Origin of the sequence: Paenibacillus glycanilyticus (assembly GCF_023715145.1) — a bacterium.
Taxonomy (GTDB): Bacteria; Bacillota; Bacilli; order Paenibacillales; family Paenibacillaceae; genus Pristimantibacillus; species Pristimantibacillus glycanilyticus_A.
This window is the reverse complement of the sequence record NZ_JAMBNP010000003.1, coordinates 66,983-90,716: the sequence shown is the minus strand read 5'-3', so window position 1 is coordinate 90,716 and position 23,734 is coordinate 66,983. Positions and strand designations below refer to the sequence as shown.

Annotated in this window: 28 protein-coding genes; 8 read left to right on the top strand and 20 right to left on the bottom strand. The window is 48.3% G+C overall.

The window, feature by feature from the left end; translation table 11 throughout:
- Positions 1-60: 60 nt before the first annotated feature.
- The 3 genes from M3194_RS10025 to M3194_RS10015 all read right to left on the bottom strand — a co-directional run bounded on the left by M3194_RS10025 (position 61) and on the right by M3194_RS10015 (position 3,019).
- Positions 61-990 carry a carbohydrate ABC transporter permease gene (locus M3194_RS10025; RefSeq protein ID WP_251653300.1) on the bottom strand — a complete coding sequence of 310 codons (930 nt, stop codon included), beginning with the start codon at positions 988-990 and terminating at the stop codon, positions 61-63.
- 14 nt (positions 991-1,004) lie between these two features.
- Positions 1,005-1,949 carry an ABC transporter permease gene (locus tag M3194_RS10020; RefSeq protein WP_251653299.1) on the bottom strand — a complete coding sequence of 315 codons (945 nt, stop codon included), beginning with the start codon at positions 1,947-1,949 and terminating at the stop codon, positions 1,005-1,007.
- Positions 1,950-2,242: 293 nt separating this feature from the next.
- Complete coding sequence (locus tag M3194_RS10015; protein ID WP_251653298.1) at positions 2,243-3,019, bottom strand: AAC(3) family N-acetyltransferase; 777 nt, start codon at positions 3,017-3,019, stop codon at positions 2,243-2,245.
- A 139-nt stretch (positions 3,020-3,158) separates the two neighbouring features.
- On the opposite strand from M3194_RS10015, the gene M3194_RS10010 reads away from it, so the two are divergent.
- On the top strand, positions 3,159-4,247 hold the full coding sequence (locus tag M3194_RS10010) for a sensor domain-containing diguanylate cyclase (RefSeq protein ID WP_251653297.1): 1,089 nt from the start codon (positions 3,159-3,161) through the stop codon (positions 4,245-4,247).
- A gap of 200 nt (positions 4,248-4,447) precedes the next feature.
- On the opposite strand, the gene M3194_RS10005 is transcribed toward M3194_RS10010, so the two are convergent.
- Positions 4,448-5,338, bottom strand: coding sequence for an AraC family transcriptional regulator (locus M3194_RS10005; RefSeq protein ID WP_251653296.1), 891 nt, complete (start codon positions 5,336-5,338; stop codon positions 4,448-4,450).
- Between the two features lie 333 nt (positions 5,339-5,671).
- Between M3194_RS10005 and M3194_RS10000 the strand changes: the two genes are divergently transcribed.
- Positions 5,672-6,505, top strand: a complete 834-nt coding sequence (locus M3194_RS10000) for a phytanoyl-CoA dioxygenase family protein (protein WP_251653295.1) — start codon at positions 5,672-5,674, stop codon at positions 6,503-6,505.
- Between the two features lie 298 nt (positions 6,506-6,803).
- On the opposite strand, the gene M3194_RS09995 is transcribed toward M3194_RS10000, so the two are convergent.
- The 3 genes from M3194_RS09995 to M3194_RS09985 form a co-directional block, all read right to left on the bottom strand.
- The gene (locus tag M3194_RS09995; protein ID WP_251653294.1) at positions 6,804-7,472 is read right to left on the bottom strand and encodes a DNA alkylation repair protein; all 669 of its coding nucleotides are present in this window, start codon (positions 7,470-7,472) and stop codon (positions 6,804-6,806) included.
- A 156-nt stretch (positions 7,473-7,628) separates the two neighbouring features.
- Positions 7,629-8,054, bottom strand: coding sequence for a Rossmann-fold NAD(P)-binding domain-containing protein (locus M3194_RS09990; protein ID WP_251653293.1), 426 nt, complete (start codon positions 8,052-8,054; stop codon positions 7,629-7,631).
- A gap of 83 nt (positions 8,055-8,137) precedes the next feature.
- Positions 8,138-8,449: an NAD-dependent epimerase/dehydratase family protein gene (locus M3194_RS09985; RefSeq protein ID WP_251653292.1), complete on the bottom strand. Its 312-nt coding sequence runs from the start codon at positions 8,447-8,449 to the stop codon at positions 8,138-8,140.
- Here M3194_RS09985 and M3194_RS09980 point away from each other — a divergent pair.
- Positions 8,448-8,840, top strand: coding sequence for a TetR-like C-terminal domain-containing protein (locus M3194_RS09980; RefSeq protein WP_251653291.1), 393 nt, complete (start codon positions 8,448-8,450; stop codon positions 8,838-8,840). The two genes, M3194_RS09985 and M3194_RS09980, sit on opposite strands and share 2 nt — an antisense overlap.
- 145 nt (positions 8,841-8,985) lie before the next feature.
- Here the strand turns inward: M3194_RS09980 and M3194_RS09975 are convergent, their stop codons facing one another.
- The 7 genes from M3194_RS09975 to M3194_RS09945 all read right to left on the bottom strand — a co-directional run bounded on the left by M3194_RS09975 (position 8,986) and on the right by M3194_RS09945 (position 15,051).
- On the bottom strand, positions 8,986-10,725 hold the full coding sequence (locus M3194_RS09975) for an ABC-F family ATP-binding cassette domain-containing protein (RefSeq protein WP_251653290.1): 1,740 nt from the start codon (positions 10,723-10,725) through the stop codon (positions 8,986-8,988).
- A 165-nt stretch (positions 10,726-10,890) separates the two neighbouring features.
- Positions 10,891-11,286 carry an ATP-binding protein gene (locus tag M3194_RS09970; protein ID WP_251653289.1) on the bottom strand — a complete coding sequence of 132 codons (396 nt, stop codon included), beginning with the start codon at positions 11,284-11,286 and terminating at the stop codon, positions 10,891-10,893.
- Positions 11,287-11,457: 171 nt separating this feature from the next.
- Positions 11,458-12,225 carry an ABC transporter permease gene (locus tag M3194_RS09965; protein ID WP_251653288.1) on the bottom strand — a complete coding sequence of 256 codons (768 nt, stop codon included), beginning with the start codon at positions 12,223-12,225 and terminating at the stop codon, positions 11,458-11,460.
- A complete protein-coding gene (locus tag M3194_RS09960; protein WP_251653287.1) occupies positions 12,226-12,987 on the bottom strand; it encodes an ABC transporter ATP-binding protein in 762 nt (253 codons plus the stop codon).
- A gap of 13 nt (positions 12,988-13,000) precedes the next feature.
- Positions 13,001-13,669, bottom strand: a complete 669-nt coding sequence (locus M3194_RS09955) for a pentapeptide repeat-containing protein (protein WP_251653286.1) — start codon at positions 13,667-13,669, stop codon at positions 13,001-13,003.
- A gap of 113 nt (positions 13,670-13,782) precedes the next feature.
- Positions 13,783-14,448: a TetR/AcrR family transcriptional regulator gene (locus M3194_RS09950; RefSeq protein ID WP_251653285.1), complete on the bottom strand. Its 666-nt coding sequence runs from the start codon at positions 14,446-14,448 to the stop codon at positions 13,783-13,785.
- Between the two features lie 240 nt (positions 14,449-14,688).
- Positions 14,689-15,051, bottom strand: a complete 363-nt coding sequence (locus tag M3194_RS09945; protein ID WP_251653284.1) for a winged helix-turn-helix transcriptional regulator — start codon at positions 15,049-15,051, stop codon at positions 14,689-14,691.
- 136 nt (positions 15,052-15,187) lie between these two features.
- On the opposite strand from M3194_RS09945, the gene M3194_RS09940 reads away from it, so the two are divergent.
- Together M3194_RS09940 and M3194_RS09935 are read left to right on the top strand one after the other, a co-directional pair.
- Positions 15,188-16,078, top strand: coding sequence for an alpha/beta fold hydrolase (locus tag M3194_RS09940; RefSeq protein ID WP_251653283.1), 891 nt, complete (start codon positions 15,188-15,190; stop codon positions 16,076-16,078).
- On the top strand, positions 16,075-16,584 hold the full coding sequence (locus M3194_RS09935) for a dihydrofolate reductase family protein (RefSeq protein WP_251653282.1): 510 nt from the start codon (positions 16,075-16,077) through the stop codon (positions 16,582-16,584). Before M3194_RS09940 ends, M3194_RS09935 begins: the two co-directional genes overlap by 4 nt.
- A gap of 92 nt (positions 16,585-16,676) precedes the next feature.
- Here M3194_RS09935 and M3194_RS09930 read toward each other — a convergent pair whose 3' ends face one another.
- The 4 genes from M3194_RS09930 to M3194_RS09915 form a co-directional block, all read right to left on the bottom strand.
- Positions 16,677-17,111: an RNA polymerase sigma factor gene (locus tag M3194_RS09930; RefSeq protein WP_251653281.1), complete on the bottom strand. Its 435-nt coding sequence runs from the start codon at positions 17,109-17,111 to the stop codon at positions 16,677-16,679.
- A gap of 18 nt (positions 17,112-17,129) precedes the next feature.
- Complete coding sequence (locus M3194_RS09925; protein ID WP_251653280.1) at positions 17,130-17,534, bottom strand: DUF6596 domain-containing protein; 405 nt, start codon at positions 17,532-17,534, stop codon at positions 17,130-17,132.
- 56 nt (positions 17,535-17,590) lie between these two features.
- On the bottom strand, positions 17,591-17,914 hold the full coding sequence (locus tag M3194_RS09920; protein ID WP_251653279.1) for a sigma factor: 324 nt from the start codon (positions 17,912-17,914) through the stop codon (positions 17,591-17,593).
- Positions 17,915-18,133: 219 nt separating this feature from the next.
- Positions 18,134-18,382: a YciI family protein gene (locus M3194_RS09915; protein WP_251653278.1), complete on the bottom strand. Its 249-nt coding sequence runs from the start codon at positions 18,380-18,382 to the stop codon at positions 18,134-18,136.
- Positions 18,383-18,861: 479 nt separating this feature from the next.
- Between M3194_RS09915 and M3194_RS09910 the strand changes: the two genes are divergently transcribed.
- The 3 genes from M3194_RS09910 to M3194_RS09900 all read left to right on the top strand — a co-directional run bounded on the left by M3194_RS09910 (position 18,862) and on the right by M3194_RS09900 (position 21,612).
- A complete protein-coding gene (locus tag M3194_RS09910) occupies positions 18,862-19,494 on the top strand; it encodes a TetR/AcrR family transcriptional regulator (RefSeq protein ID WP_251653277.1) in 633 nt (210 codons plus the stop codon).
- 4 nt (positions 19,495-19,498) lie between these two features.
- The gene (locus tag M3194_RS09905; protein ID WP_251653276.1) at positions 19,499-20,218 is read left to right on the top strand and encodes an MBL fold metallo-hydrolase; all 720 of its coding nucleotides are present in this window, start codon (positions 19,499-19,501) and stop codon (positions 20,216-20,218) included.
- Between the two features lie 365 nt (positions 20,219-20,583).
- Positions 20,584-21,612 carry a zinc-binding alcohol dehydrogenase family protein gene (locus M3194_RS09900; protein ID WP_251654190.1) on the top strand — a complete coding sequence of 343 codons (1,029 nt, stop codon included), beginning with the start codon at positions 20,584-20,586 and terminating at the stop codon, positions 21,610-21,612.
- A 142-nt stretch (positions 21,613-21,754) separates the two neighbouring features.
- Here M3194_RS09900 and M3194_RS09895 read toward each other — a convergent pair whose 3' ends face one another.
- A complete protein-coding gene (locus M3194_RS09895) occupies positions 21,755-22,249 on the bottom strand; it encodes a DinB family protein (protein WP_251653275.1) in 495 nt (164 codons plus the stop codon).
- Between the two features lie 379 nt (positions 22,250-22,628).
- Positions 22,629-23,600: an AraC family transcriptional regulator gene (locus tag M3194_RS09890; RefSeq protein WP_251653274.1), complete on the bottom strand. Its 972-nt coding sequence runs from the start codon at positions 23,598-23,600 to the stop codon at positions 22,629-22,631.
- Positions 23,601-23,734: the final 134 nt, after the last annotated feature.

The window sequence follows — 23,734 nt, the reverse complement described above, 5'->3', positions numbered from 1 at the left end:
CCCGCCGTCAACCATGCCCGGCGGATATCATAAACCGGACGAATCCGAGTTTATTTCGGGTTAACCTTTCACGGCGCCTACCGTCAGACCGGAAATAAAATATTTCTGGAAGAACGGGTAAGCAACGGCCACGGGAACCACGATGACAATGGCCACGGCCATGCGCGCGGATTCCTTGGGCATGGTTGCGACAAGCTCCGCGTAACTGATGCCCATGCTGGAAGCATTCTTCGCCAGGGCGTCCACGTTGGTCATCAAGCTGTTCAAGAGCGCCTGCAGCGAGTACAGGCTCTGGTTGTCGATGTAGAGCATGGATTGGAACCAATCGTTCCAATAGGCGAAGCAGAGGAACAATCCAATGGTCGCCAGGACCGGCAGCGAGATCGGCAGCACGATCGAGAAGTAGATGCGCAATTGGCTGGAGCCGTCGATCTCGGCGGATTCGATCAGCGCGTCCGGAATCGTGCTTCGGAAGAAGGTTTTGCAAATAATGACGTTGAAGGAGGAAACGGCCAGCGGCAGAATGAGCGCCCACACCGAATCCTTCAAGCCCAGCATATTCGAATTGATATAGTAGCTGGACACCAAGCCTCCGTTGAACACCATCGGAATGAACACGATCCACGTCAGAAGCCCTTTCAGCTTGTAATTTGGCCGGGATAGAACGTATCCCATGGATGTTGTAAGGAGCACGCCCAGCACGGTACCAAGCCCGGTAACGAGCACGGAGATGCCAAGCGCCTTCGTGATCATCGTCCCCTGCTGCACGATATAGTGATAAGCGTCACCGGAGAACGCCGTCGGGAAGAGATGGTACCCGCTCTCCCGTATTGAATCCTCGCTGGTCAGCGATATGGACAGCACCACAAGGACAGGTATTAGGCAAAGCAGCGCCAATACGATAAAAATCAGATGGAAAACCACGTTCGTGCCGGTTCGGATCCGGTTGAACTTGTCCAAACCTGTCTCAAAATTCCCTTTTGATGACATTTCCGCTTCCTCCTTTACATCATTGCACTCTCTCGGTCTACGAGACGAACGACCCAGTTGGCAATCAGAATGGTTACGCAGCCCATCACGGATTGTAGGAATGCGGAAGCCGATGCCATGCCGAGCGTTGCGGACTTGAGCTGCTTATACACAAGAACGTCAATTGTGGTCGCTACATTGAACAATGAGTTGGAATCCCGCGGTACTTGGAAAAACAGGCCGAAATCGGTGTAGAAGATGCGGCCAACGGCCAAGATGAACATCATCACGATGACGAGCTTCATAAGCGGCAGCGTAAGGTATCGCGCTTGCTGCCATTTGGACGCGCCGTCAATCACGGCAGCCTCGTAGTAGGTGCTGTCGATGCTGGTAATGGTCGCCAAGTAGATCACCATGCCGTAGCCTAGACCCTTCCATACGTTCATGAAAACCAGGAAGTACGGCCAATATTTCGGCTCCATATACCAGTTCACCGGATCATTGCCAAGAACGGCCAGGAATTGATTGGCGATCCCTTTATCGAAGCTTAGAAACGCCCAAACAATAGCGGAAACCACGACCCAGGAGAGGAAGTACGGCAAGAACATCAGCGTTTGATAGATTTTGCCGGCCTTGCCGCTATGCAGTTGACCAATCATCAGTGCTAAGGTGACGGGGACCACAATGCTCAGCACGATAAAAATCAGATTGTAGCCGAGCGTATTGCGGATTACGACCCAAGCGTCGTTCGACTTGAACAGGAATTCGAAGTTCTTGAAGCCGGTCCAATCGCTGTGGATGACGTTGCTCAGAAAACCCCCGTGGATCTTGAAATCTTTAAAGGCGATAATAAGGCCAAACATTGGCAAGAAACAAAACAAGATATACCAGAGGGTCGTTGGTAAGGCCAGAAGCGTCAGTTCGGTATCCTGCGTGCGCCAGCGTATTCGCAAGCGTTTTGGCCCGCTCTTCATGTCCATGTTCGCCACTCCTTGCGTTTTTTTTGCGATCAGCATGTACGCGCTTTCAGTCTCCGTAAGCCCCTTCAAGAAACATGCTGATCCATCTAATTGATGTCATTTTATAGAAAATCGCCTGCTCAGTTCCAGACTAAAAACATGAGACCGCAGTCAACAAACGTTAGATTTTTGCTAAATTCCAACTCCCCCCCTTATATTCGAGCCTTCAACGAAGAGACAGCATAACAAAAGGGGCCTTCTCTTTTGCAGAGAAAGCCCCTAAATCAAGAAATATCTTTAGCTTGCTAATCCACTTATCTGATATAAAGCGAATGGTCCAAAGGTTCGTTATCCGAGAACAAATCAGGATTGCTCCTGAGCATTTCCGTGATGACTTTCTCCACCGCTTCCGCATCGCACACGCGTACAACGGCATCACCAAGCTGCCCCCTATGCATGGCGCTTTTACTTTCGAGTACCTCGTCTACTTTCCAAAAATGCTGCGACCACGACAGCCCGCAATGTCTGCGGGAAGGTACGGGAATTTCCGTGCCATCGGGTAATACCGTGCACAGCATCTCATGCCCATCCGTTAACCGGCCTTGTATATCCACCCATTCTTCGACTCCATGAATAAAGGTGTTGCGCTTCAAATCGACCCCCACTAACAATATGGTCGCTCTACGATCGAGCAGCTTCCCCCAGGCGGAGCCTCTAGCGCATGGAGTATCGAATAGATGATCGTCTTTTGTAAACGCTGCGGCATCCGAGCCTAATGCCGCCACGGAATGAGTGGGATGCCACGAACGCACTACACCAGGCCTTTTGCGAAATAGCTCGGGTAAGATGCCCACGCAGACAGGAGAATGTTCCACGTGAAATATCGGATTGTCGGCATTAATATAGGACCACGTATGAGTGGGCAAGACCAATAGCCCATCCTTCATATACTCCGAAAGCGCATCTAAGACAGTGTCCGCTCCGCCTTCGACCTTCCCTATGCTCTTCATCGAGGAATGGACTAATAGAGTTCCTTTTCTGTCGATGCCCATCTCCTCAAATTGCTGTATTAAGCTCTCTTTCGTGTGCATGTTTTTACCTCCTGGTGACCTCGCGGTATGAATGATAAATTGCCTTTTGCCGGGCTGACAAACCTATTTAAACATGCTAGCATGTTATCTAATATGTTCGGGCAGGAATACTATATAAGCTTGGAGGGGAACAGGGACGATGATTGAGAACCATCGCCTGAAAGTCATCATGGAAGTCCAGCAGCAGATGCTGTTATCCAACTTTGATTTAAAGCTGTTTATGCAGACGATTTGTGATCGGATGTGCCTATTAACCGATGCCGACGGCTCTACTATCGAGATGCTGGCGGGCGATGAAATGGTGTATGCCGCCGTAAGCGGCACTTTACAGCCTCATCATGGAATCCGAATCCATAAGGACGGCAGTTTGTCGGGCTTGTGCGTGACGGAGAAGAATATTTTATATTCGCCGGACACGCAGCAGGATGATCGCGTCAACAAGCAAGCCACTATGAAGGTCGGCGCGAGAAGCATGGTCTGCGTTCCCCTGTTCGAGACCAGCAATGCCGTAGGCGTCTTGAAGGTCATCTCCGGCCGTCCCGATGCCTTCTCTAACCGCGATATCGAGACGTTGCAGTTGTTGTCTCTCGCTCTTGGGTCGGAGCTAAGCAAGCAAATCAATTACGACGAAAAAATTCGGATCCTGAACGATTACGAGCAATTATTGATTCAATTAAGATCCGAAATAGAAAGACGCGAGAAACTAGAGCGCGAGCTTATTCAATTGACAGAGCGCGACATTCTGACGGGATTGCTGAATCGCAGAGGCTTTAGCGTACGAATCCAGGACTGGATTAAACGCGCCGGACGAGAAAAATGCTTATTCGGGCTATTCTACCTCGATTTGAACAAATTCAAGCAGTGCAATGATACCTTTGGACATGAAATCGGTGATCTCGTGCTTGTCGAATTCGCGAATCGAATCAAGAATGCCATTCGCGAATCCGACCTGGTCGCGCGCGTAGGCGGCGATGAGTTCGTGGTGGCTGCATGGCTGCAGAACGACTACGACGGCTTGGTGCAGGTTGCCCTTCAGTTAATCAAGCAATTGGAATCGGCGATGCTGATTAAGGAGTTTCGTCTTCCGATGACCACAAGCGTCGGCTGTACGCAATGGGCAACGGGCATGACAGAGCTCGATCTCATACGAGTGGCTGACCAATCGATGTATATCGCCAAAGCGAACGGCACCAATCGGATTGCGATTAATGGAGAGCTCGCAAGATAATAGCTTGGGGCCATTCTGTTCACGATATGGCCCTTCCTATAAGCATTGACGCCTCTAAGAACCAACTATTCCAGCTTACTAGTTCAACTTCCTTTTCTTCCGTATACGCTTCTAATTCTGCTTCGATTTCAGTGCCTCCCTGTATTATAAAACCTTCCCATATCCCACCAAGCCCTTCCAATCCTGCTGCGAGGTTTTAATCAATTTTTGAATTCCGTAGGCGTCAGCCCGGTCTCCTCTTTAAAGTTTCGGGAGAAATAATGAACGCTGGCGTAGCCAAGCCGCTCTGCGATCACTTCCATCTTCTCGCCGCTCAGCAGGTAGTATTTCGCTTTGCGGATACGTTCGTTGATAAGATATTGCTTCGGACTATCGCCGGTACATTTGCGAAATAGCGAAGAGAAATAGATGACGTGATAGCCGCACAGCGCTGCGAGCTCGTTGACGGTCCAGTTCTTCTCCGGCTGGTTGTTGATCGCCTGGAGGGCAGGATCAATCTTGCCTTGTTCCGGCGACCTCGGCCGCTTCGTCAGCTGATTGCGAACAATGGCGGTGACCAGCTCTGTCATTAATGAACGCAGCACAATGCGGTAGCCCGGCTGCTCGTCCATGTATTCTTTTACAATACGCATCAGGGTCGGCTTGAGGTCAGGCTTGGTAAAGAAAGGCGGCAACTCCAGCAGCTCTTTGTTGTGGAGCTCAAGCTTGTACCTGGGACGAATGCTGGACTTAAGCTCCTCCTCGCTGCAGCTTTCAATCGAGAATGCGGGATGGACAGGCTCCGGCGACGGATGCCGGTATGCAAAATGGATGCCGATGAAGACGGCACCGGTTCGCGTAATGATTCGGTGCGGACAATGGGGTCCGTACAGCGCGCTGTCTCCTGCTGCCAGCGTATATTGTTCCTGGCCAATTGTTAGTTCGGCTTCGCCCGATAGCAGGCAGAATAGCTGATAGTCCGGGATAATGCGCGGCCCCCATTGCTCGGCGGCAGGCACTTCGGCCCGGCTCGCGAAGTTAACCGTTGGCCGCAGGTCATCTATCGCGCCAAGAACAATGTCCGGATGTGAATGCGGCGGGTCTTGGAGCATACGTCGAAATCACCTCATCGCGGGAAGGATATAGGATATTTGAAAAGTGCAAAGACCTGTTTCGTATCTGTAAATACACCGCTTACAAACTCCGTTATGCTTAACACATCAAGTCATAAAGCTTTCGATGTATGAATCATCACGATAGCCCGTACACGGTCTATTGAGGTGATAATTCATTTAAGCTCATGCTTTCGATGTATGAATCATCACGAACAGCCATACGGCTGCTTGGGTGACAATTCATTTGAGCTCATGCTTTCGATGTATGAATCATCACGAACAGCCATACGGCTGTTTGGGTGACAATTCATTTGAGGAGGAATGGATCCTATGTTAAGTCAAGCACAAATCGCGGAGTTTGAAAACAACGGTTTTCTAAAAGGTGGGGTCGTGCTGAGCGAGGACGAGGTAGAGGAGCTTCGCGAGGAGCTGGGCAAGGTGATGAACGGCGAGACCGTCAATAAACCCGTCTTAAATCGCGACATGCTAAATTCGGATTCCCCGTATGACAATATGAAAATGATCACGAGCGAGAGTGTCGTCCAGATCGTTAATATCTGGCTCGCCAGCGATCGCTTCCTCCAGCATGCCGCGCATCCGGTCATCTGCGAAGAAATTGCCCAGCTTTGCCATTCCAATTCGCTTCGCATCTGGCACGACCAAGTGCAATATAAGCCGCCGATTACGGGCGGACCCACGCAATGGCACCAAGATCACCCGCTATGGCCGATCATCCAGCCCGCCGACCTCGTCAGTGCTTGGGTCGCCCTTGACGACGCCGTCATCGAGAACGGCTGCATGTGGATGGTGCCGGGCAGCCACAAGTGGGGCAATCACCAGCGTTACCTGGATAGCACGCCGGACTTCATGCCGTACCATAAACAGCCGGAGATGCTGCCAAACAACGCGGTAGTAAATGCCGTGCCGTTCGAGATCAAGAAAGGCCAAGTGGGCTACCACCACTGCCTGACTTGGCACGGCAGCCCGAACAACCGCTCGGAGATGAAGCGCCGCGCCATCGCCGTGCACTACATGCCGGGCCACACCCGCTACGAGCCTGTAGGCGAGCACGTCATGCTCTCCTACGTCAACGTACAGCCGGGCGAGCTGCTCGTGGGCGATCATTTTCCGGAGGTGTACCGGAAGCAGGGGGTACAGGTTTAATAGTTTTCAGGCGGGAGCCGCGCAGACTGCGCGGCTTTTTGTTTTGTGGCGCATGTCCGGCTCGTATAGAAAGGCAAAACCACTCCCGACAAGGAGTGATTTCTTGGATAAAAGGCTGCAGCATTTTAAACGGAATCCGTTCTTATTCATCTGCCGTAATCGCAAAGCCGTATAGATGGACTGCCCGACCTTGATCATTGTACCTTGTGCGGGTTTTCTAAATGTATGTAGATACGCAAAAAAGGATCTGGAAGCTTACTTTCAGATCCTTTGTCCATATTGAATTTTCCAGGGGTAACTAACTATTATTTCGTTTGTTAACTTCAATCGCAATGAACTCCGGCAAATAATTGGGAGTACAGCCCTTTGATACCATTTGATCTTTATAAAGACCTGTTTTCTCGCCAAGTTGAATACAACGTGCTCGATTCTTTTGATCATACACGCCTATCCAGCCCGCGGTGAAATTCATAGCCCATTGAACCTCCGGTTCCTCCTGCGTAATAGCAGCTTCAATTGCAGCTAGTAAGTCTTCGTTGTTATCGGGCGGTGTTTGTCCGGTCCATCTTAATCGCCCTTTGTAATACCAGAAGGCTCGCCTTTGAAGAGCAGAAGGACTATTTTCCCATGACTCCATCCATGCAATGGTCTTCTTGTCTTTGGTGAGCTGATTAGCCATTAACCAATCCATTAAGTTATTTCGCTCATCAAAGGTGTGAATCTTCATGTCCTTATCAAGCTTATTTAACACATCTTCTGAAAGAAGTTTTTTGTCCATAATCAAGGTTGCCAATAGTCTGGGCAAAAACTCTTCGGTTGACCAAAGTTCCATAGCTAGTTCGTGATCTTTTTTAATGTCCTTCGCGATGATTCGCAAGTCGCCTAGCTTAGTTTTGCTATTGACCTGGGCTAGAATGTTTTCTGCTTTTGAAGAGCGTTTCATTTCCGTACTTTTATTCTTATTCATTTGACACAACTCCTTTATTAAAGGACTGCTTCATATGTTTCCTTCGCGCGATACATCAATTTCGTTATTAGTTTTATTGCATATAATTATACTATAACTATTGAAAAAAGAGTGATTCATTTCGCCCTACTTATGGTACGGTTCAGCTTAACGAGTCTATCGGCGTAATTCATTTAGCTGTTGTTTCATGATTTCCACCATGCTCTTGCCTGTCGCCGCAATGGCTTCTTCTGCCGAACGCGGGTTCCATCCCAGTAACTGTTTGGCTTTATGATTGCTCGTTGACATATCCAGTCCCAAGAGGGATGCAATCATTCTTAATTGGGGTTTAAACAGTGCCATAGTGCGAACGACTATATTTGGGATTTGTCGCTTTGGAGCGTTTTTTGCATCTTCTCCCATATGTTTTCTTAAGATATTGGCAACGTCCAACATCGAAAGATTCTCTGCCGTAGAGGCAATAAACCGCTCGCCGTTGGCTTCGGGACGCACCATTGCCAGAACATGCAGTTCCGCAACGTCTCGAACGTCTACGTAATCGGAATATATTTTAGGGACGGCCTTCATTTTTCCTTCCAACATCTGTCGAACGCTGCTATTCGAATGCGAATAATCACTGCCTAGGATCGGCCCCATCACGCCGACGGGATTTACCGTTGCCAGTTCTAATCCATTGCCCTCTTGGCGAATGAATGCCCAAGCGCTTTCTCGGCGATCGTTTTCGATTTTTGATAAGGATGAATGTTCGCGTCCGTATTCGACCAATCTTTTTCCGTGAATGGTCCTTTGTGATTCGTATGTCCCACGCCAATCGCTCCGAAAGCCGAAGTGAGAACAGCGCGCTTGACTCCTGCATCACGCGCCGCTCTCAGAACGCGCAGTACTCCGTCCCGGGCGGGTCGAATCATTTCGTTTTCGTCTCTATAGACTTTATTGGGCGTAGGAGATGCAACATGGATAACATGCGTCAGTCGCATGGCATTCTATAGAAATTTCGATAGTCTTGAACAAGTATTGGAGGAATATTTCGAGCCTATCTATGCGGATATCTTTAATAAAACTACATTGCAAACGAACCACGAGCAGAAAATAACGGATTTGACGAAGTTTTTTCACGAGCATTCCGGCGATTTTCAAATGGCCATTGAGAGCGAGTATATACAGGTGCTGTACAAAATATTCAAGAGCCATATCGCCAGGCTTTATGATAAGATCGTTCCCTTCCCGGACTGGACGGGCGCAAAACGCAGCTATTGGATCGACTTCATGAGCGCGGGCGTGTTTGAGGTGTGGGTGATGTGGATCAAAAACGGTCAAAAAGAATCCTTAGAGGAAATCTCGGCTCTGCTTAGATTGTTTCATAAGTGACATAGCTGTTATTACTTGTGATAAAAAAACAAGGTGAATTTTCCTTTGATGACGTAACCAGAATAAAAAAGAAGCAGATGCTTTGGCACTCTGCTTCTTAACAATGGTCAACTCGGACTAATTATTTCAATTAGAGGTTTGTCATTTAAAGCAATTTAATCAGCTCTTCGAGCTCATCAACCAATACTTTTGCAAGTTCAAAATTCTTATCTTTTAAAGCCAATTCTATTTTCATTTCAACTGATTTTTTATTTTGTTCCGTTGCCAGATAGTCTTTATCAAAATGGCTAGCATAAATCATCTGCCTAAATTTTCGCATGCTCATTTTTCTAAACGTCTTATCTTCAATGATCAGAACATAATCCATACCATTTACAACAGAATAAAAATCATGAGAAATCATGAGAATGGCACCTTTATAGTCCTCAATCGCTTTCTCCAGCGCGATTTGCGAATAGATGTCTAAATGGCTTGTCGGTTCATCAAGAAGCAGTACGTTTGCTTTACTGGCAGAAACCTTAGCTAATTGAAGCATGTTTTTTTCTCCGCCGGATAAAGATGCTATCTTTTGATTAACGATTTCTCCTTCAAAGCCATAGCTCGAAATATACGATCTAACCTCATCATACGTGTTAAATCCGGCATCAATGAATTCTTCTAGGATTGTATTCGAATCCTTAAGCACTTCGCCTTGATTCTGAGATAAATAAGCCACTTTAGCATCCGCGTTTATTTCAATTGAAGCATGATTATTTCTAAAGATATCTCGGAGCAAAGTCGTTTTGCCAGTACCGTTTGGACCAATAATGGCTACTTTGTCCGTAGCATTTATCTCAAAGCTAACATGGTCTAAAAGCAGCTCATCAAAGGCAACGCTATAATTATCGACTTTTACAACAACAGTGTCTTCCAATTCATTTTCAATGCCAAAACGAATATTCGGCTGCTTAATCTCAACAAATGGCGCTTTAATTCTACGCGCTTCCAATCTTTCTTGGAACCTAACTCTAGCTTTTAATGCTCTCCCTCTAGATGCTTCCGAATTATAAGTCGCGATAGCTCTAAGGTTATCGATTATCTTATCGTTTCTCTCCATTTCTTCAGCCTCAGCGATTGCGAGCTCTTGCAACTCGATCTTAGTCTGAAGCAATGAGAAGTTATAATCCATATATCGCCCGTCAAACTCTTGGATCTCCATGTTTTCAAGGTGTATGATTTTGTTGAAGCAATGATTCAATAGATATCGATTGTGCGTAACAACTAGCAGCATCCCTTTGTGAGAATTAATAAGATTTTTTAGCGCATTTAGGTTTTCGAAGTCTAAAAATACATCGGGCTCGTCCATAATCAGTAAGTCCGGACGACTAAGCATTTCCTTCATCACTTGAATAAGCTTGAATTCCCCGCCACTGAGGTCGGATACCCTAAGATCTTTTAGCTTTGTAAGGTTGGCTAGATTTAGCTTCTTATTAATGCTGCTTTCAAAATCAGCCCCGCCGATTGAATCAAATGCGTCTAGAGCGAATTGATACTTTTCTAATAAGGCATCCATATCCGATGATGTTTCCATCTCCGTACAAATAGCTGTTATTTCATCTTGTAATTTAATAAATTCTTCCCCTATATATTCAAAAACGGTTGTTTCTTTCGTTTTGTCGAATTGCGGGAACTGACTTACATGCCTAATTTTGCAAGCCGGATCTATTTCTAGCTTGCCCTCGAACAAATATCTTTCCGGATCCATCAAGATATCGATCAATGTACTTTTCCCACTGCCGCTTGTTCCTATAAAAGCGCAATGCTGCGCCTCTTCAAGCGTAAATGAAATGTTTTTATATAGTTCCTTTTGCGGAAATGAGAACGATAATTTATCAACTTTTATCATAGTGTTACCTTTCTTTAACCAGAATAGTGACTATTACTAGATGTATTGCAAAACTTAGATTTCAAGTTTACCGTTGCTAGAGTAACACTGTTTACAACCAACTTCAATTCCATTGTATCCCATCATCGGGATCAGCAGCTGCAGCAGTCTCGCGCGCAAGCGCCTTTAAGTTTGCGGCAGCCATATGATAAAGGCTGTCCCTTTTCCATTCTCGCTTCCTGCTTTTATTCTTCCTTTATGCAATTCAATCATACTATAGCTCATCGATAATCCTAGACCCCATCCGTATTTTTTCGTTGAATAAAAAGGAGTAGACAGCTTTTCTAAAGTATCTTTATCCATGCCAAATCCATCATCTCCGATTATAATTTCATCCAATACCCTCTTCTTTTGCTCCAACACACTTTTCGGCAATTTTACTTGAGGAGCTGGCAGATCATTGGGATTCAATTTATGATCAAAACATTTTTGGTGAGAGTTATAAATATATGTATTTCTTGACTCTATCGTCATTCCACCCGAAAAAGTAATATGCGTTTCAACTCCTCTATTATAGATCAAAGACCTACCCCTCAGGGATAGGTCTTCTTCTCTTTAGATGGTCGCCCACTTGATTCTTGTTGAAGTACCGGAGCTGCTTACTCGTCTGATGGAGAATGATTGGAGGACTTTGGCCAGATTGGCCCTCGTTTGCGTATTTCATTCCGACTTAATTCTGACGCTGTCGCCCCCTCACACCCCCCTTTTATACGCCCTTATCGCAAAGATATAGGCCACGAGCATAATGCCGACGCACCACGCAAGCGCGGTCCATATTTCATTGCCCACCGGCTGATCTGCCAGCAGCGCGCGAATCGCTTCCACGATCGAGGTCACCGGCTGGTTCTCGGCAAAGACGCGAACGACGGTCGGCATCGAATCGGTCGGCACAAACGCCGAGCTGATAAACGGCAGGAAGATAAGCGGATAGGAAAACGCGCTAGCGCCTTCCACGGTTTTGGCAGATAGTCCGGCAATTGCCGCAACCCAAGTTAATGCCAGCGTAAACAGCGCGAGTATGCCGACTACCGCTAACCATGGCAGCAGTCCCGCTGATGAACGAAAGCCCATCAGCAATGCGACGAGAATGATTACGACAAGCGATAGCGCATTGGATACCAACGAGGTCAGCACATGCCCCCACAACACGGAGGAACGCGCAATCGGCATCGAGTGGAACCGCTCAATAATGCCCCTTTGCTTATCCAGAAACAGCCGGTAAGACGTGTAGGCAACTCCGCTGGCAATTGCAATCAGCAGAATACCCGGCAACAGGTAGTTCACATAGTTATCCATACCGGTTTGAATGGCACCGCCAAACACGTAGACGAACAGCAGCATCATCGCAATCGGAGTGACGCAGACCGTGACGATGGTGTCCATGCTGCGGAACACATGGCGCATAGAACGCCCCAGCATAACACCCATATCGCTGAAAAAGTGATTTTTTACCGTTTCCATTTACACTGCCTCCTTGTTACCGATAATGGCGAGGAAAATTTCCTCTAATGTCGACTGTTTTTCGACATATTCCTTTTTGGCTTGCGGAAACAGCTTTTTCAGTTCCTGGAGCGTGCCATTGGCAATAATTCTGCCTTCGTGCAGAATGGCAATTCGATCAGCAAGCTGCTCGGCTTCTTCCAGATACTGTGTGGTGAGAAATATTGTTGTACCTCCGTCCGCAAGCTCCTTGACGATCTTCCAAACCTCGATGCGCGCCTCAGGGTCAAGCCCGGTGGTCGGCTCGTCGAGGAAAATGATCTGCGGTTTTCCCACGATACTCAAGGCGATGTCGAGCCTTCGGCGCATACCGCCTGAATACGTTGACGCCCTGCGATCGGCAGCGTCTGTCAGGCCAAAGCGCTTAAGCATGTCATCTGCAACCTGACGCGGATTTTTGAGGTGTCTTAGCTTTGCAATCATCACCAGATTTTCCCGTCCGGTCAGAATTTCATCCACAGCGGCAAATTGCCCGGTCAGACTGATCGCTTGCCGTACATGGTCGGGCCTCGTTGCAACGTCGAATCCGTTTACGGTAACGCTTCCGCTGTCTGGTTTGAGCAGCGTGGTGAGGATCTTGACAGCGGTTGTCTTGCCCGCGCCATTGGAGCCGAGCAGGGCAAAGATGCTGCCCTGCTCCACCTCGAAATCGACCCCCTTAAGGACTTGATGCTGCTTGTAGGATTTTTGCAGCCCCTTCACTTGAATGGAGTTGTTTGTCATTTTTTCTCCTCCTTTATCTCACTGTAACCTTGGATAAGTCGGCTTCCATGCCTTTAAGCGCTGCATAGGTCAGTTTATCCATGACCGCGCCGTCGAAGCAGATGGTTTTGATTGCGCGGTAATACTTTTTGGACAACACATGCCCTTGGAAAGATACGTTCTTGAGTGTCGCGCCTCTGAACGAAACCTCGCTCAGACCCGCCTTGTCGAACTTGACGCCGTTAATGGTCTGCCCGTCAAAGCAATGTCCCGTCAGATCGGAAGAGGTGAAGTCTACGCCGTCAAATATACAGTTTTCAAAGCTTGTTTTTCTGAGGTCGATCATGGTCAGCTTGACGTCGGTCAGCTTTACACCAGTGAATTTAGCTCCGGCTAGCCATGACTTGCTAAAGTTGGTTCTCACAAGGATGGACTGATGGAAGCTCGCATTCGCAAGGTCGAGGGTGGACAGGTTGCAATCCGTCAGGTTTGCGCCATCGAAACGGGCATCTCGCACATCGCTGTTGGCGAATGAGCTGCAGGTCAAGTCCGCGTTCGTGAAGTCGGAGCCGCGTAGCGTGCTCGCTGTAAATTTTCCTTTATGTGCGGTAACGCCAGCAAAGTCGCTCTTCGATAGGTTGCTTCCGTTAAAGTTTGTCACTAATTGCCGTTCCAGCGAGCTGGAGGTCATTGTTTGATTCATAACATTCACATCTCCTAATAGTAGGTTTTTTATCAACGCTTTGAACCTGGATCGTCTATTACATACCAACCGTTGGTATGTATAGGTTTAAAAATAAGCTGCCTCTCGGCAGTTTAGTTTTCTTTGCTGACTTCTCTAGCTGACAAACGAAGCAGTTCCTCGTATCGTTGAAACATTTGCTCATCGAACAGGTCAAGCCCCAGGCCTTTCATAATCTCATCGAAGAACCTTAACTTTCGCAGCATCATCTCGGGCGAAGCCGGGATGACCGCCGGATTTAGCCAAAGATTGGTGAGAACCATCAACACTTCGCTTAGCTCCCTTGGATAGTCGGTTCGGATCGAGCCGTCTCGCATACCCTGCTCGATGATAGGCTGGATATACACCGGTATGGCTACTTCGATAATGTTCTCAATCTGTGCGGCCAGCAGCTTCGGATTACGCAAGAGGTTCGGTGCCACCGATGCGATTTCGTTCTGGGCGGGATTGTCGAGAGAGACGCGGGAAATCTTGCGGAGCTTCTCCCGGCCGTTCAGACCATTGTCGTCCCTGACGGGGGCTAGCAGCTCGTCAACGCCTTTGAACATATGGTCGGTAACGGCCTGCATGATCTCTTCTTTCGACTTGAAGTGATGGTATATCGCCCCTTTTGTCAGCCCTCCCAGTTCATTAATAATATCCTGAATGGAGGTCTGCTCGTATCCCTTTTGGATGAAGAGGTTAAGAGCCACGGTTAAAATTTGGTTGATTGTTTCTTCCGGATATTTATTTCTAGCCATTCGCTCTCCCCTTTCATACATTCGGTTGGTATGTAAACAATATACCCGATTGACTTTTTAATGTCAACCCCTTCCAAAAAAATAAAACATCGGTTTGGAGGCAGCCCCTTAAACAAGATTTTGCGTTTGCCTGACCAAAGTTCCACCTCGTCTAAAAAACTTGCCGTTACTTATGGTACGGTTCACCGCGCCGTCTGTAACGGCAAGATTTAAGGCCATCCTTCAGCGGATGGCCTTAAATTACAGCGCCTTTTCTGCTCCTTCGCCGCTTTCGTTCCTATTCTTCCGGAGCAGGGTCCCATGCTCCTGAGTCCACGTCCACATCGCGGCAAAAATCGGCTGCAAAGCCTTCCCGCTCTCTGTAAGTTCATATTCGACATGCAGCGGTACGCCAGGATAAAGCGTACGAATGACGAGTCCCTTCTCCTCTAACAGCCGCAAACGGTCTGTCAGCGTTTTCGGACTTATGGGTTGTAGCTTACGACGTAGTTCCCCAAACCGTCGGGTCCCGTTAATTAGCTCGAACAAGAGAAGAAGCGTCCATTTTCCATCCAGAATCTCAAGGATGGGCTCAACGACGCCTGGACAGGATCGATCCATCATTGGCTTTCTCTCCTTAGTTCATTTTTTGAAACTATTGCACTTAAATGTAACTACTTTTCAAATGTACCATGGTGCAATTATGATGTAAACCAAGAAGGAGGAAAAATATTCTATTTTTTAGAAGGGAGGACACATCATGAATAGACCCTTTGAATTGGATCCGATGGAGTACCCGTTCACTGATCGCTGGCTGCCTTACCGTGATGGTTATATTCATTACCTCGATGAAGGGCAAGGACCAACGGTTCTTCTCCTCCATGGAAACCCCACATGGTCCTATCTTTATCGGAACGTCATTAAAGAGCTTCGCGAGGATTTCCGACTCGTCGCTCCGGATTACCCCGGATTCGGCATGTCGAAGGCGCCTACGGGTTACCGCTTTACACCGCAAGAGCAATCGGCAGCCATTCAAGATCTGATTAACCATTTGGATCTGAAAGATATGATTGTAGTCGTTCAGGATTGGGGAGGCCCGATTGGGCTGAACTACGCGGTACGGCATCGGAATAACTTGCGCGGCATCGTTGTGATGAATACTTGGGCCTGGCCTGCTGAAATTATGCCGATGAAATTGTTTTCACTCGCTATGGGAGGTTGGCCAATCGGTCGCTGGCTTCAAACACGGCGCAACTTCTTCGCCAAAATCATTGTTCCGCACGGAATACACCATGCCGAGAAAGTCACGGATAGCTTGAGAAAAGCCTATACCGACCCGTTCCCGACTCCGAAGTCCAGGATACCGACATGGGTATTTCCAAGACAGATCCGCAAGTCACGAAAGTGGCTTACCGACATTGAATCGAAGTTGTCGAATTTATCCGATTTGCCTGCTCAAATATTGTGGGGAACGAAAGACAGCGCAGGCTTCCCGATCGATCAGATGGCCAAATGGCAAAGATACTTGCCGTTAAACGAAACCGAGATTCTGGAAGACGCATCGCACTACGTGCAAGAGGATCGTCCGGACCGGGTAGTTGCAGCAATTCGAAGAATACGGAAGAGAATAAGAGGAGGAGTTTTACTATGAAAACAATTTTATGGGCAACCTTAACAGCCAATGGCAATTATGCGCAATCCGGTCCAGATAACCCACCGAAGAAAGAAGCGTTGCACGATTTCGCGACACACGCTAAAGCTGCAGGCAATTTTATTGTAGGGCGCCGCACTTTCGAAGGTATGCGCGGCAACGGTGGTCCAGGTCCCTTTGGCGAAGTCGACATCGTCATCGTTTCTAAGAACGCCTCGGATATCCCGGGCGTAACGGTTGTAAGATCGCCAGAGGAAGCCTTGAACCACCTGCGGCAAAAAGGCCATCAAACCGCTCTCATTAGCGGTGGCGCGGATATCCACAATTCATTCCTCAGTCAAGATCTGGTAGACGAAGTTATTTTCAATGTGGCGCCGGTGATGGAAGGCAAGGGCTTGAATCTTCTAATCGACAAAGATAACTACTCATATAAGCATGTGGAGCTGCTGAACTGCCAGCCCCTCGGCGGTGGCATCGTCCAACTGCGCTATGCGATTCAACGATAAAATGATTACTCGGCACGAAGACCCTTTTTCAAGGGTCTTTTAATTTTAAAAGAGCTGCAGATCGTCATCTCGTGCACTCCGAAATCCTTTTATCATTGCCGCTTTTCGATCTCGGTAGCTTGGAGATTTAAAAATTGTCGAACCGAAACATCAATACTTAGTCCTATAGCACGGCTATAGGCTGAAAGAGCATTTTCTTTTCGATTCATCCGCTTGTACAAGTGACCGGCTAACGCCCAATAAGGTTGATAGTTTGCCACTTTCGCAAAAGGAAAATCTTCCAGCAAGGCAATGCCTTTTTCCGCTCCATAGGCCTCTGCGATGGCGGCGGTTCGACCAATCAATGCTCCCAGTGTTGGATGCATACCAATGAGTCCCTCATATAACTGTGCAATCGCCTCCCACTCGATACGCCTAGTGCTTAAACGTTGCGCATGTACGGATTGAATGGCAGCCATGAGTTGAAAGCGGCCGATTCTGCCAGCTTGCGAGGCAGTATGCAGATACCGCTCCGCCTCGATGATCATATCCCGATCCCACCGCGTTCATTCTTGCTCAGAGAGGGGAACATAGTTCCCCTCGTCATCATGTCGTGCCTCGCGGCGCGCCTCACAGTGCAGCATGAGTGCCAACAGACCGTAAACTTCCGGCTCGTGGGGAGCAAATGGTAGAAGCAGCCTTCCTAGGTAGATCGCCTCTTCCGCCAATTTCCTGCGAGGCGAGTCGGCAATGGCTGCCTCATCCCACCCGGTCCCGTAAGCAGCATAAATGGCCTCCAGAACGGAATCGATACGATCCGGAATTTCTTCTGCATCAGGCATTTCAAAAGTGAGACGTTCTGCACGAATTTTGGTTTTTACCCGAGTAAGACGCTGGCTCATTGTGGAGGGCTTGATGATGAATGAAGACGCAATTCGAGAGGCATCGATTCCAAGAACCGTCTGCAACATAAGCGGTGTACGCATAATTGGATCAATGGCCGGATGAGTACACAGAAACATCATCCTCAGTCGTTCGTCCGGAGAGGCAGCGCGCTTGAAGAGGTCAGAAGCTGCGCATCCTCTGACATGGCAAGAAGTGTCGGCAGCGCACTTTCTGAAATACGTGTACGGCGGGCACGGTCGATAAGTCGCCTACGGACGACTGTAATCAGCCATGATTCAGGCTTATCCGGAACGCCGACCTTGGGCCAAGTTTCTAGCGCGGCAAGAAAGGCATCCCCTATGGCATCTTCAACAGCCTGTAGATCTCGCCAATTTACAGCTAAATAGGAGAGCAATCGGCCATAAGCATCACGTGCCGCTTTTTCAATTACCTGCTTAGTTTCCATAGAATGATTACTTCAACGGGGGAATGTTCTGTCTGACCTCAACCGTATCGACAGGCCCTTAGTAATCACTGGGGAACAACAAATGTAAAATGCGTTCGACATAAACCTTCTGCACTTCCCGAGATTCAACTTTGCCGAGGAAGTTTAACTGGAACGCATGCTGGAAGCAGCTTCCTAGCAAGGCCGTTTGTTCAATGACCTAATTAGGTTCCATGAAATTTATTTCAACGAAGGAATGTTCTGTCTGACCTCAACCGTATCGATGGGCCCTCGAGCAGCCCACTCTAGTGCGATGTCTAGGTCTGGAACATCCACCACGAATATCCCGCCGAGCTGCTCCTTCGTCTCGCGAAACGGGCCGTCCTGAACCACCATCTGACCGCAGCGACGCTTCATTGTGGCAGCAGTCTCGGGAGCACAAAGACCCGAACCGAATACTACAATTCCAGCCCCTCGCAAAGCATGCACATAGTGCGTCCAGGCGCTGGATCCTTTCTTGCCGCAAAGTCCTCCTGACTTTTCATATATATTATAATTCTAGAAATTTGTTGATAACTGGAACTTCGTTAAACCCATCACTACCTAAGGCGTGATCCCGTGCAGCGCGTGTTCACTCATCTTCTTTCAACAAATCTCATCAACCAATCTACTTGGGGAGTCGCATAGCCATTGCCCAAAACCATCACGCCATCTCCCCTTTTCCGATGCAATCCCGGATATGTTACATATATTGTATCAACCGAAATATAGATACTCAATAAAGAATTGAACTCCTTGAAGCGCTTCGGTAATAGTGCTCGCACATTAATTTTAATTCGCCGTCACTTGTGATACGGTTCAGCTTAACGGGGCTAACAAAATTTCCCTTAATTTGGTTGACGAATAACTAACCATAGGTTATGTTGTAACCAGTGGTTAGTTATCTTTTCGACATGGAGGTTACGGGAATGGCACCACGCCAGAAGCTCCGCTCAGAGGAGACAAAACAAGCGATTTTGACTGCCGCAGGAATGCTATTCGCGAATCGAGGCTATAATGGCGTGTCGATGAGGGAAATTGCGAAAGAGGCCAATTGTTCGCACACGACGATCTACATTTACTTCAAGGATAAAGAAGAACTCTTGCACGCGATGTCTATGCCCCCACTGCTCGAGGCACAAAGAAACATTGATGTAATTGCGAATCGGACCAGCCTCTCGCCAGAAGCTAAGCTCAAGGCAATCAGCATGGAATTCCTCCGTTTCTGTTTGCAGCATAAATCCATATATCAAGTTGTATTTATGGTCAAAGGGGTGCGGGTGGACGAAGAGGAACCGGTATTGGAGATTAACCGGCTTCGCATCAACCTATTCAAGGCGATTGGGCAGGCCCTTCAAGACGTATTTCCGATACAACCAAGTTCGGATCGTTTGCTGAGGTTCAATCGAATCTATTTCTTTATGTTGAACGGTATCATTAACACATACCTGCTGACAGACGAATCCCTTTCAGACCTGATGAACCGCTTGAGCCCGGCTTTCGATGAAGCTTTCGACACGCTTCTCACCGGCTTTAAATTAAAAATAACGAGCGAGGGATGATGAAATGAAAGCTACACAAATTTCAGAACATATTTGGAGCTTACGGACATGGATGATAATCCCGATTACCGTGTGGGTGGTCATTGAAGAAGACGGGGTCACTCTGGTCGATACAGGAATGTCCATGATGGCCAAGGGAATTCTGAAATTCATCAAAAGGCTAAACGCCGGCCCGTTAAAACAAATCGTGCTGACCCATGGGCATCCCGATCATGTCGGAGCGCTTAAATCAATATTGAATCATGATACGGTTACTGTCTTCGCTCACAGTAAAGAAGTCCCCTACCTGCTAGGCGAACGCTCTTATCGAGAAGGTAAAAAGCCGGTCGCCGCTTTAATTAATGGAGGGGTTCAAGCTTTCGCCGAAGATGATGGCGGAGAAATACACGCTATTGGTAGCCTAAAGCCTTACTTTACACCAGGTCATTCGCCAGGACACGTCGTCTTCTATCACGTAAAAGATCGGGTTATGCTCGCAGGCGATCTTTTCTCGTCTAAGAACGGCAAACTTCGCAAACCACTCTTCACACCGAACATGAAGGAAGTACTGGACAGCAGTTTAGTCGTAGGCAAACTGCTCCCTAAACGAATGGAAGTATGCCATGGTCATTCCGTGTTCAACCCGGCAGATCAGTTATCAGACTATATCTCTGAGGAATCGAAGAAGCACCGTACATCCGTTGTCTCTGCTGGCGGCTCTGACAAGATTCAAAGAAGAGATTAACCATTCAATGGCTAACCTCACACATCTGCAAAAAATAATTCATGCTGCTTCATCGACTTCTGTCGAACCCGAGTCAGCGGAAACGAGCGTCATAACCATGGTATAAGTCTTACTCTATTCCTGTCGACATTGAAATGCGAAATTCGGAGGCCTCCAAATTTTGCGACCAAGGACCGGATTGCATCCGCAAGGAGAACCGTTGGACCGGTTCAGCCAAGAAATTGGATATGGTGCCTCCCTAGCCTGCTTGCGCATGTCTCGAGACTCGGATTTTCGTTCGAGCCGAACGTCATCGCTGTCCCGCCAGCCTTGTTTTTAGTCCATAATCGAAAATGATATACTAGTAAGGAAAGGAGTCGTTGATGATGAATACCATGAAAGCAATAGGACTAACACAATACCTCCCCATTGACAACCCGGCAAGTCTGGTTGATATCGTTATCGACAAGCCCCAAGCAACAGGCCGTGACATCTTAGTTAAAGTTGTCGCCATATCGGTTAACCCGGTTGACGTCAAGGTGCGGGCACCTAAAGACAGGGTTGAAGCTGCCCCTAAAATTCTAGGTTGGGATGTAGCAGGAATTATTGATGAGGTGGGCCCGGATTGCTCGTTGTTCCGTCCCGGGGATGAAGTTTTTTATGCGGGAAGCCTTGCAAGGCAAGGCGGAAACAGCGAATACCATCTAGTCGATGAACGAATCGTTGGGCGTAAGCCGACTTCATTGAACTTCGCGGAAGCGGCCGCTCTTCCTTTGACTTCTATTACCGCTTGGGAGGCCTTTTTTGACCGTATGTTAATTTCCCAAGATCCAAGCGTAAACGATGGAAAGTCTATTCTTATAATCGGGGCTGCCGGAGGCGTAGGATCCATTGCCGTCCAGCTTGCGAAACAAGCAGGGCTTACGGTCATCGGGACGGCATCCCGACCGGAGACTGTGGATTGGGTTAAATCCATGGGGGCAGACTATACGATCAATCACCATGAGTCTCTTCTTCCGCAGCTTGAGGCCATTGGGTTTCCAAGCGTTCCGTACATTTTTTGCCTGAATGCTTTGGAAAAGCACTGGGAGGGCATCTGTGAAGCCGTCGCGCCACAAGGAATCGTATGTGCGATTGATGATCCGATTTCTCCTCTCAAGCTAACCCTGCTCAAACGCAAAAGCGCTACCTTCGTGTGGGAGTTTATGTTCACGCGCTCGATTTACGAAACCGTTGATATGATCGAGCAGCATCGGCTACTCAATCGGGTCGCGGATGCCATAGACCAGCAAAAAGTGAAAACAACGCTTTCCCAAATACTTGGACCGATCTCGGCAGAGAACCTTCGTCAAGCTCACAAGCTATTGGAGAGCAATAAGACGATCGGTAAGGTTGTTCTTGAAGGTTTTGTTTAAATATCCGCTCGCATTGAAAAATACAAGAAGCCGACTGCTAATTACAGTCGGCTTCGGACATTTCCGTCCCTCCTCTGGCGATTTTCTTCTTGGACGCTCCGTCTCGAGCGTCCCCCATTGATGGGTGATAATCTCTGGGGATTTAGGTAAAGAGTCCGCCTAGACGATCATCTGCAGGAGGCGGGTAACCCAAGTGTCTTGCCATCGTTACGATTTGACCTCTGTGATGAAATTCGTGTGATTCCGTATGAGTTAACAGCAGCAATGGAGTGGGTTCCTTCAGGTAACCCTGCCAGCTCTGGTCTTGCTCAATCGGTTCAGACCAGCGATCATCAAACTCGTACAAGAACCGTTGCACGAGTTCATCCACTTCCGCAAATCTCTTATGGACAAACTTCACGTCAGCAGTTTCATGTACGGAAACATCCCAATGATCATTCAATCTCCTAAATGCAAAAGATTCCAGCCAATACCTATAACAATCAACGACATGAAGATGGGTTCGAATGATCGTTCCACGCCCAAATTGGGGAACCGGTTGATGCAAGATTTGAAGAGGAAGCTCCTCCAAAAACGCAAGCATATCTTGTCTAGCGGATCTGATCCAATTGTATTGTTGCTGCAACAGTTTCAACAACTGCAATCACTCCTCAAACTTCGAATGATACCGTCCATCTTGCAATGGCAACCTCCCGGTTAACATTAATACATTGCCGTCCGGGTCTATAATCGTAAAATAAAGCGTGTTTCCGCGCAATTCGATCCGATCCACCAGAGCTCCTTCATCAATCATCGTCTGGTTTGCATTGCCTCCTACGCGACGATTGTCTCCCAAAGTGACACAACCCCAACCTTTCCCACAGGGGCGACTTTCCGCGCCCCGTGCGCGGGTAAGGCCTAAAATTTCGCCGTCACTTATGATAAGGTTCACCTTAACGGGGGCATCGGCGAAAAAGAATGGCGGCCCTGTGGCCGCCAGCTTATAAATATCCATGGATCAATGTGACGACAAGAACTCAATCGATTTCCTGCACCGTCTCTTCCCGCAGCCTTTTGATGTCACTGATCGGCGGGAGACCAAACAGCCTAGCGTATTCGCGGCTGAATTGTGTGGCGCTCTCGTAGCCGACACGATAGGCTGCGTCAGCTGCATCGAGGGATTCGGCTAATAGCAGACGGCGCGCCTCCTGAAGGCGAATCCGTTTCAGGTACTGCAGCGGGCTCAGGGCAGTCACTTCCTTGAAGTGACGATGGAGCGACGAGGGACCCATATGGGCAATTCTTGCGAGTTCGTCGATATGAAGCGGCTGGGCATAATCAAGCTTGATGCGGGCGATGACTCTGGCGATCCGGCTAGTACCGCTGCCAGCTAGGGCAAGCTGCTTAAAGGTTCCACCTTGGCTTCCCTTCATTATCCGGTAATAGATCTCGCGGACGACCAGCGGCGCCAGATGAGGAATGTCGCCAGGCGTATCCAGCAGCCGAACGAGCCGAACTGCTGCGTCCAGAAGCTCGGGACTCGTCCAGTCGACGAAGGCGCCCCGTTTCGCCTCTCTGCCATCCTCCGCATCCGCGCCTTGCATCATTTCCAGTACCTGAGCGGGATTCAGTCCAAGCCGCATACACAAATAAGGCGCTTCAGGAGAAGCTTGAATAAGCCGTGACGTGACCGGCAGATCGACCGATACAACAAAGTGCGAGGAGGGACCATAGGTGAAGCTATTTTCTCCCAGCATAACAATCTTCGAGCCACGAGCTACGATGACGATTGCTGGCTCATAAACTGTATTGACCGGCAGTGTGGTTTTTGAGCTGCGAATCAGATGCAGCGATGGCACGGATGTTCCGAACATCCCGTCTCTGCCCGTATGACGCTCGATTAACCTGCCCAACTCAGCAAGCTGGTCAACTGACTTATGTCCACCATCGAACGAATGCCCGTCCTGATTGGCGCCTGACAGCGCCGATGTGAACTGCGGATGCGACATTTTTTCCCTCCATTCTTTATCCCCTTTGGTAAGTTCATTATAGCACCGATCGGGGACGGCGACTGTTCGGTTGAGAGGATTAGGCAATAACTTGATACAACCCGGCTACCCGGTTGGGCGCCCATCGTCGCATA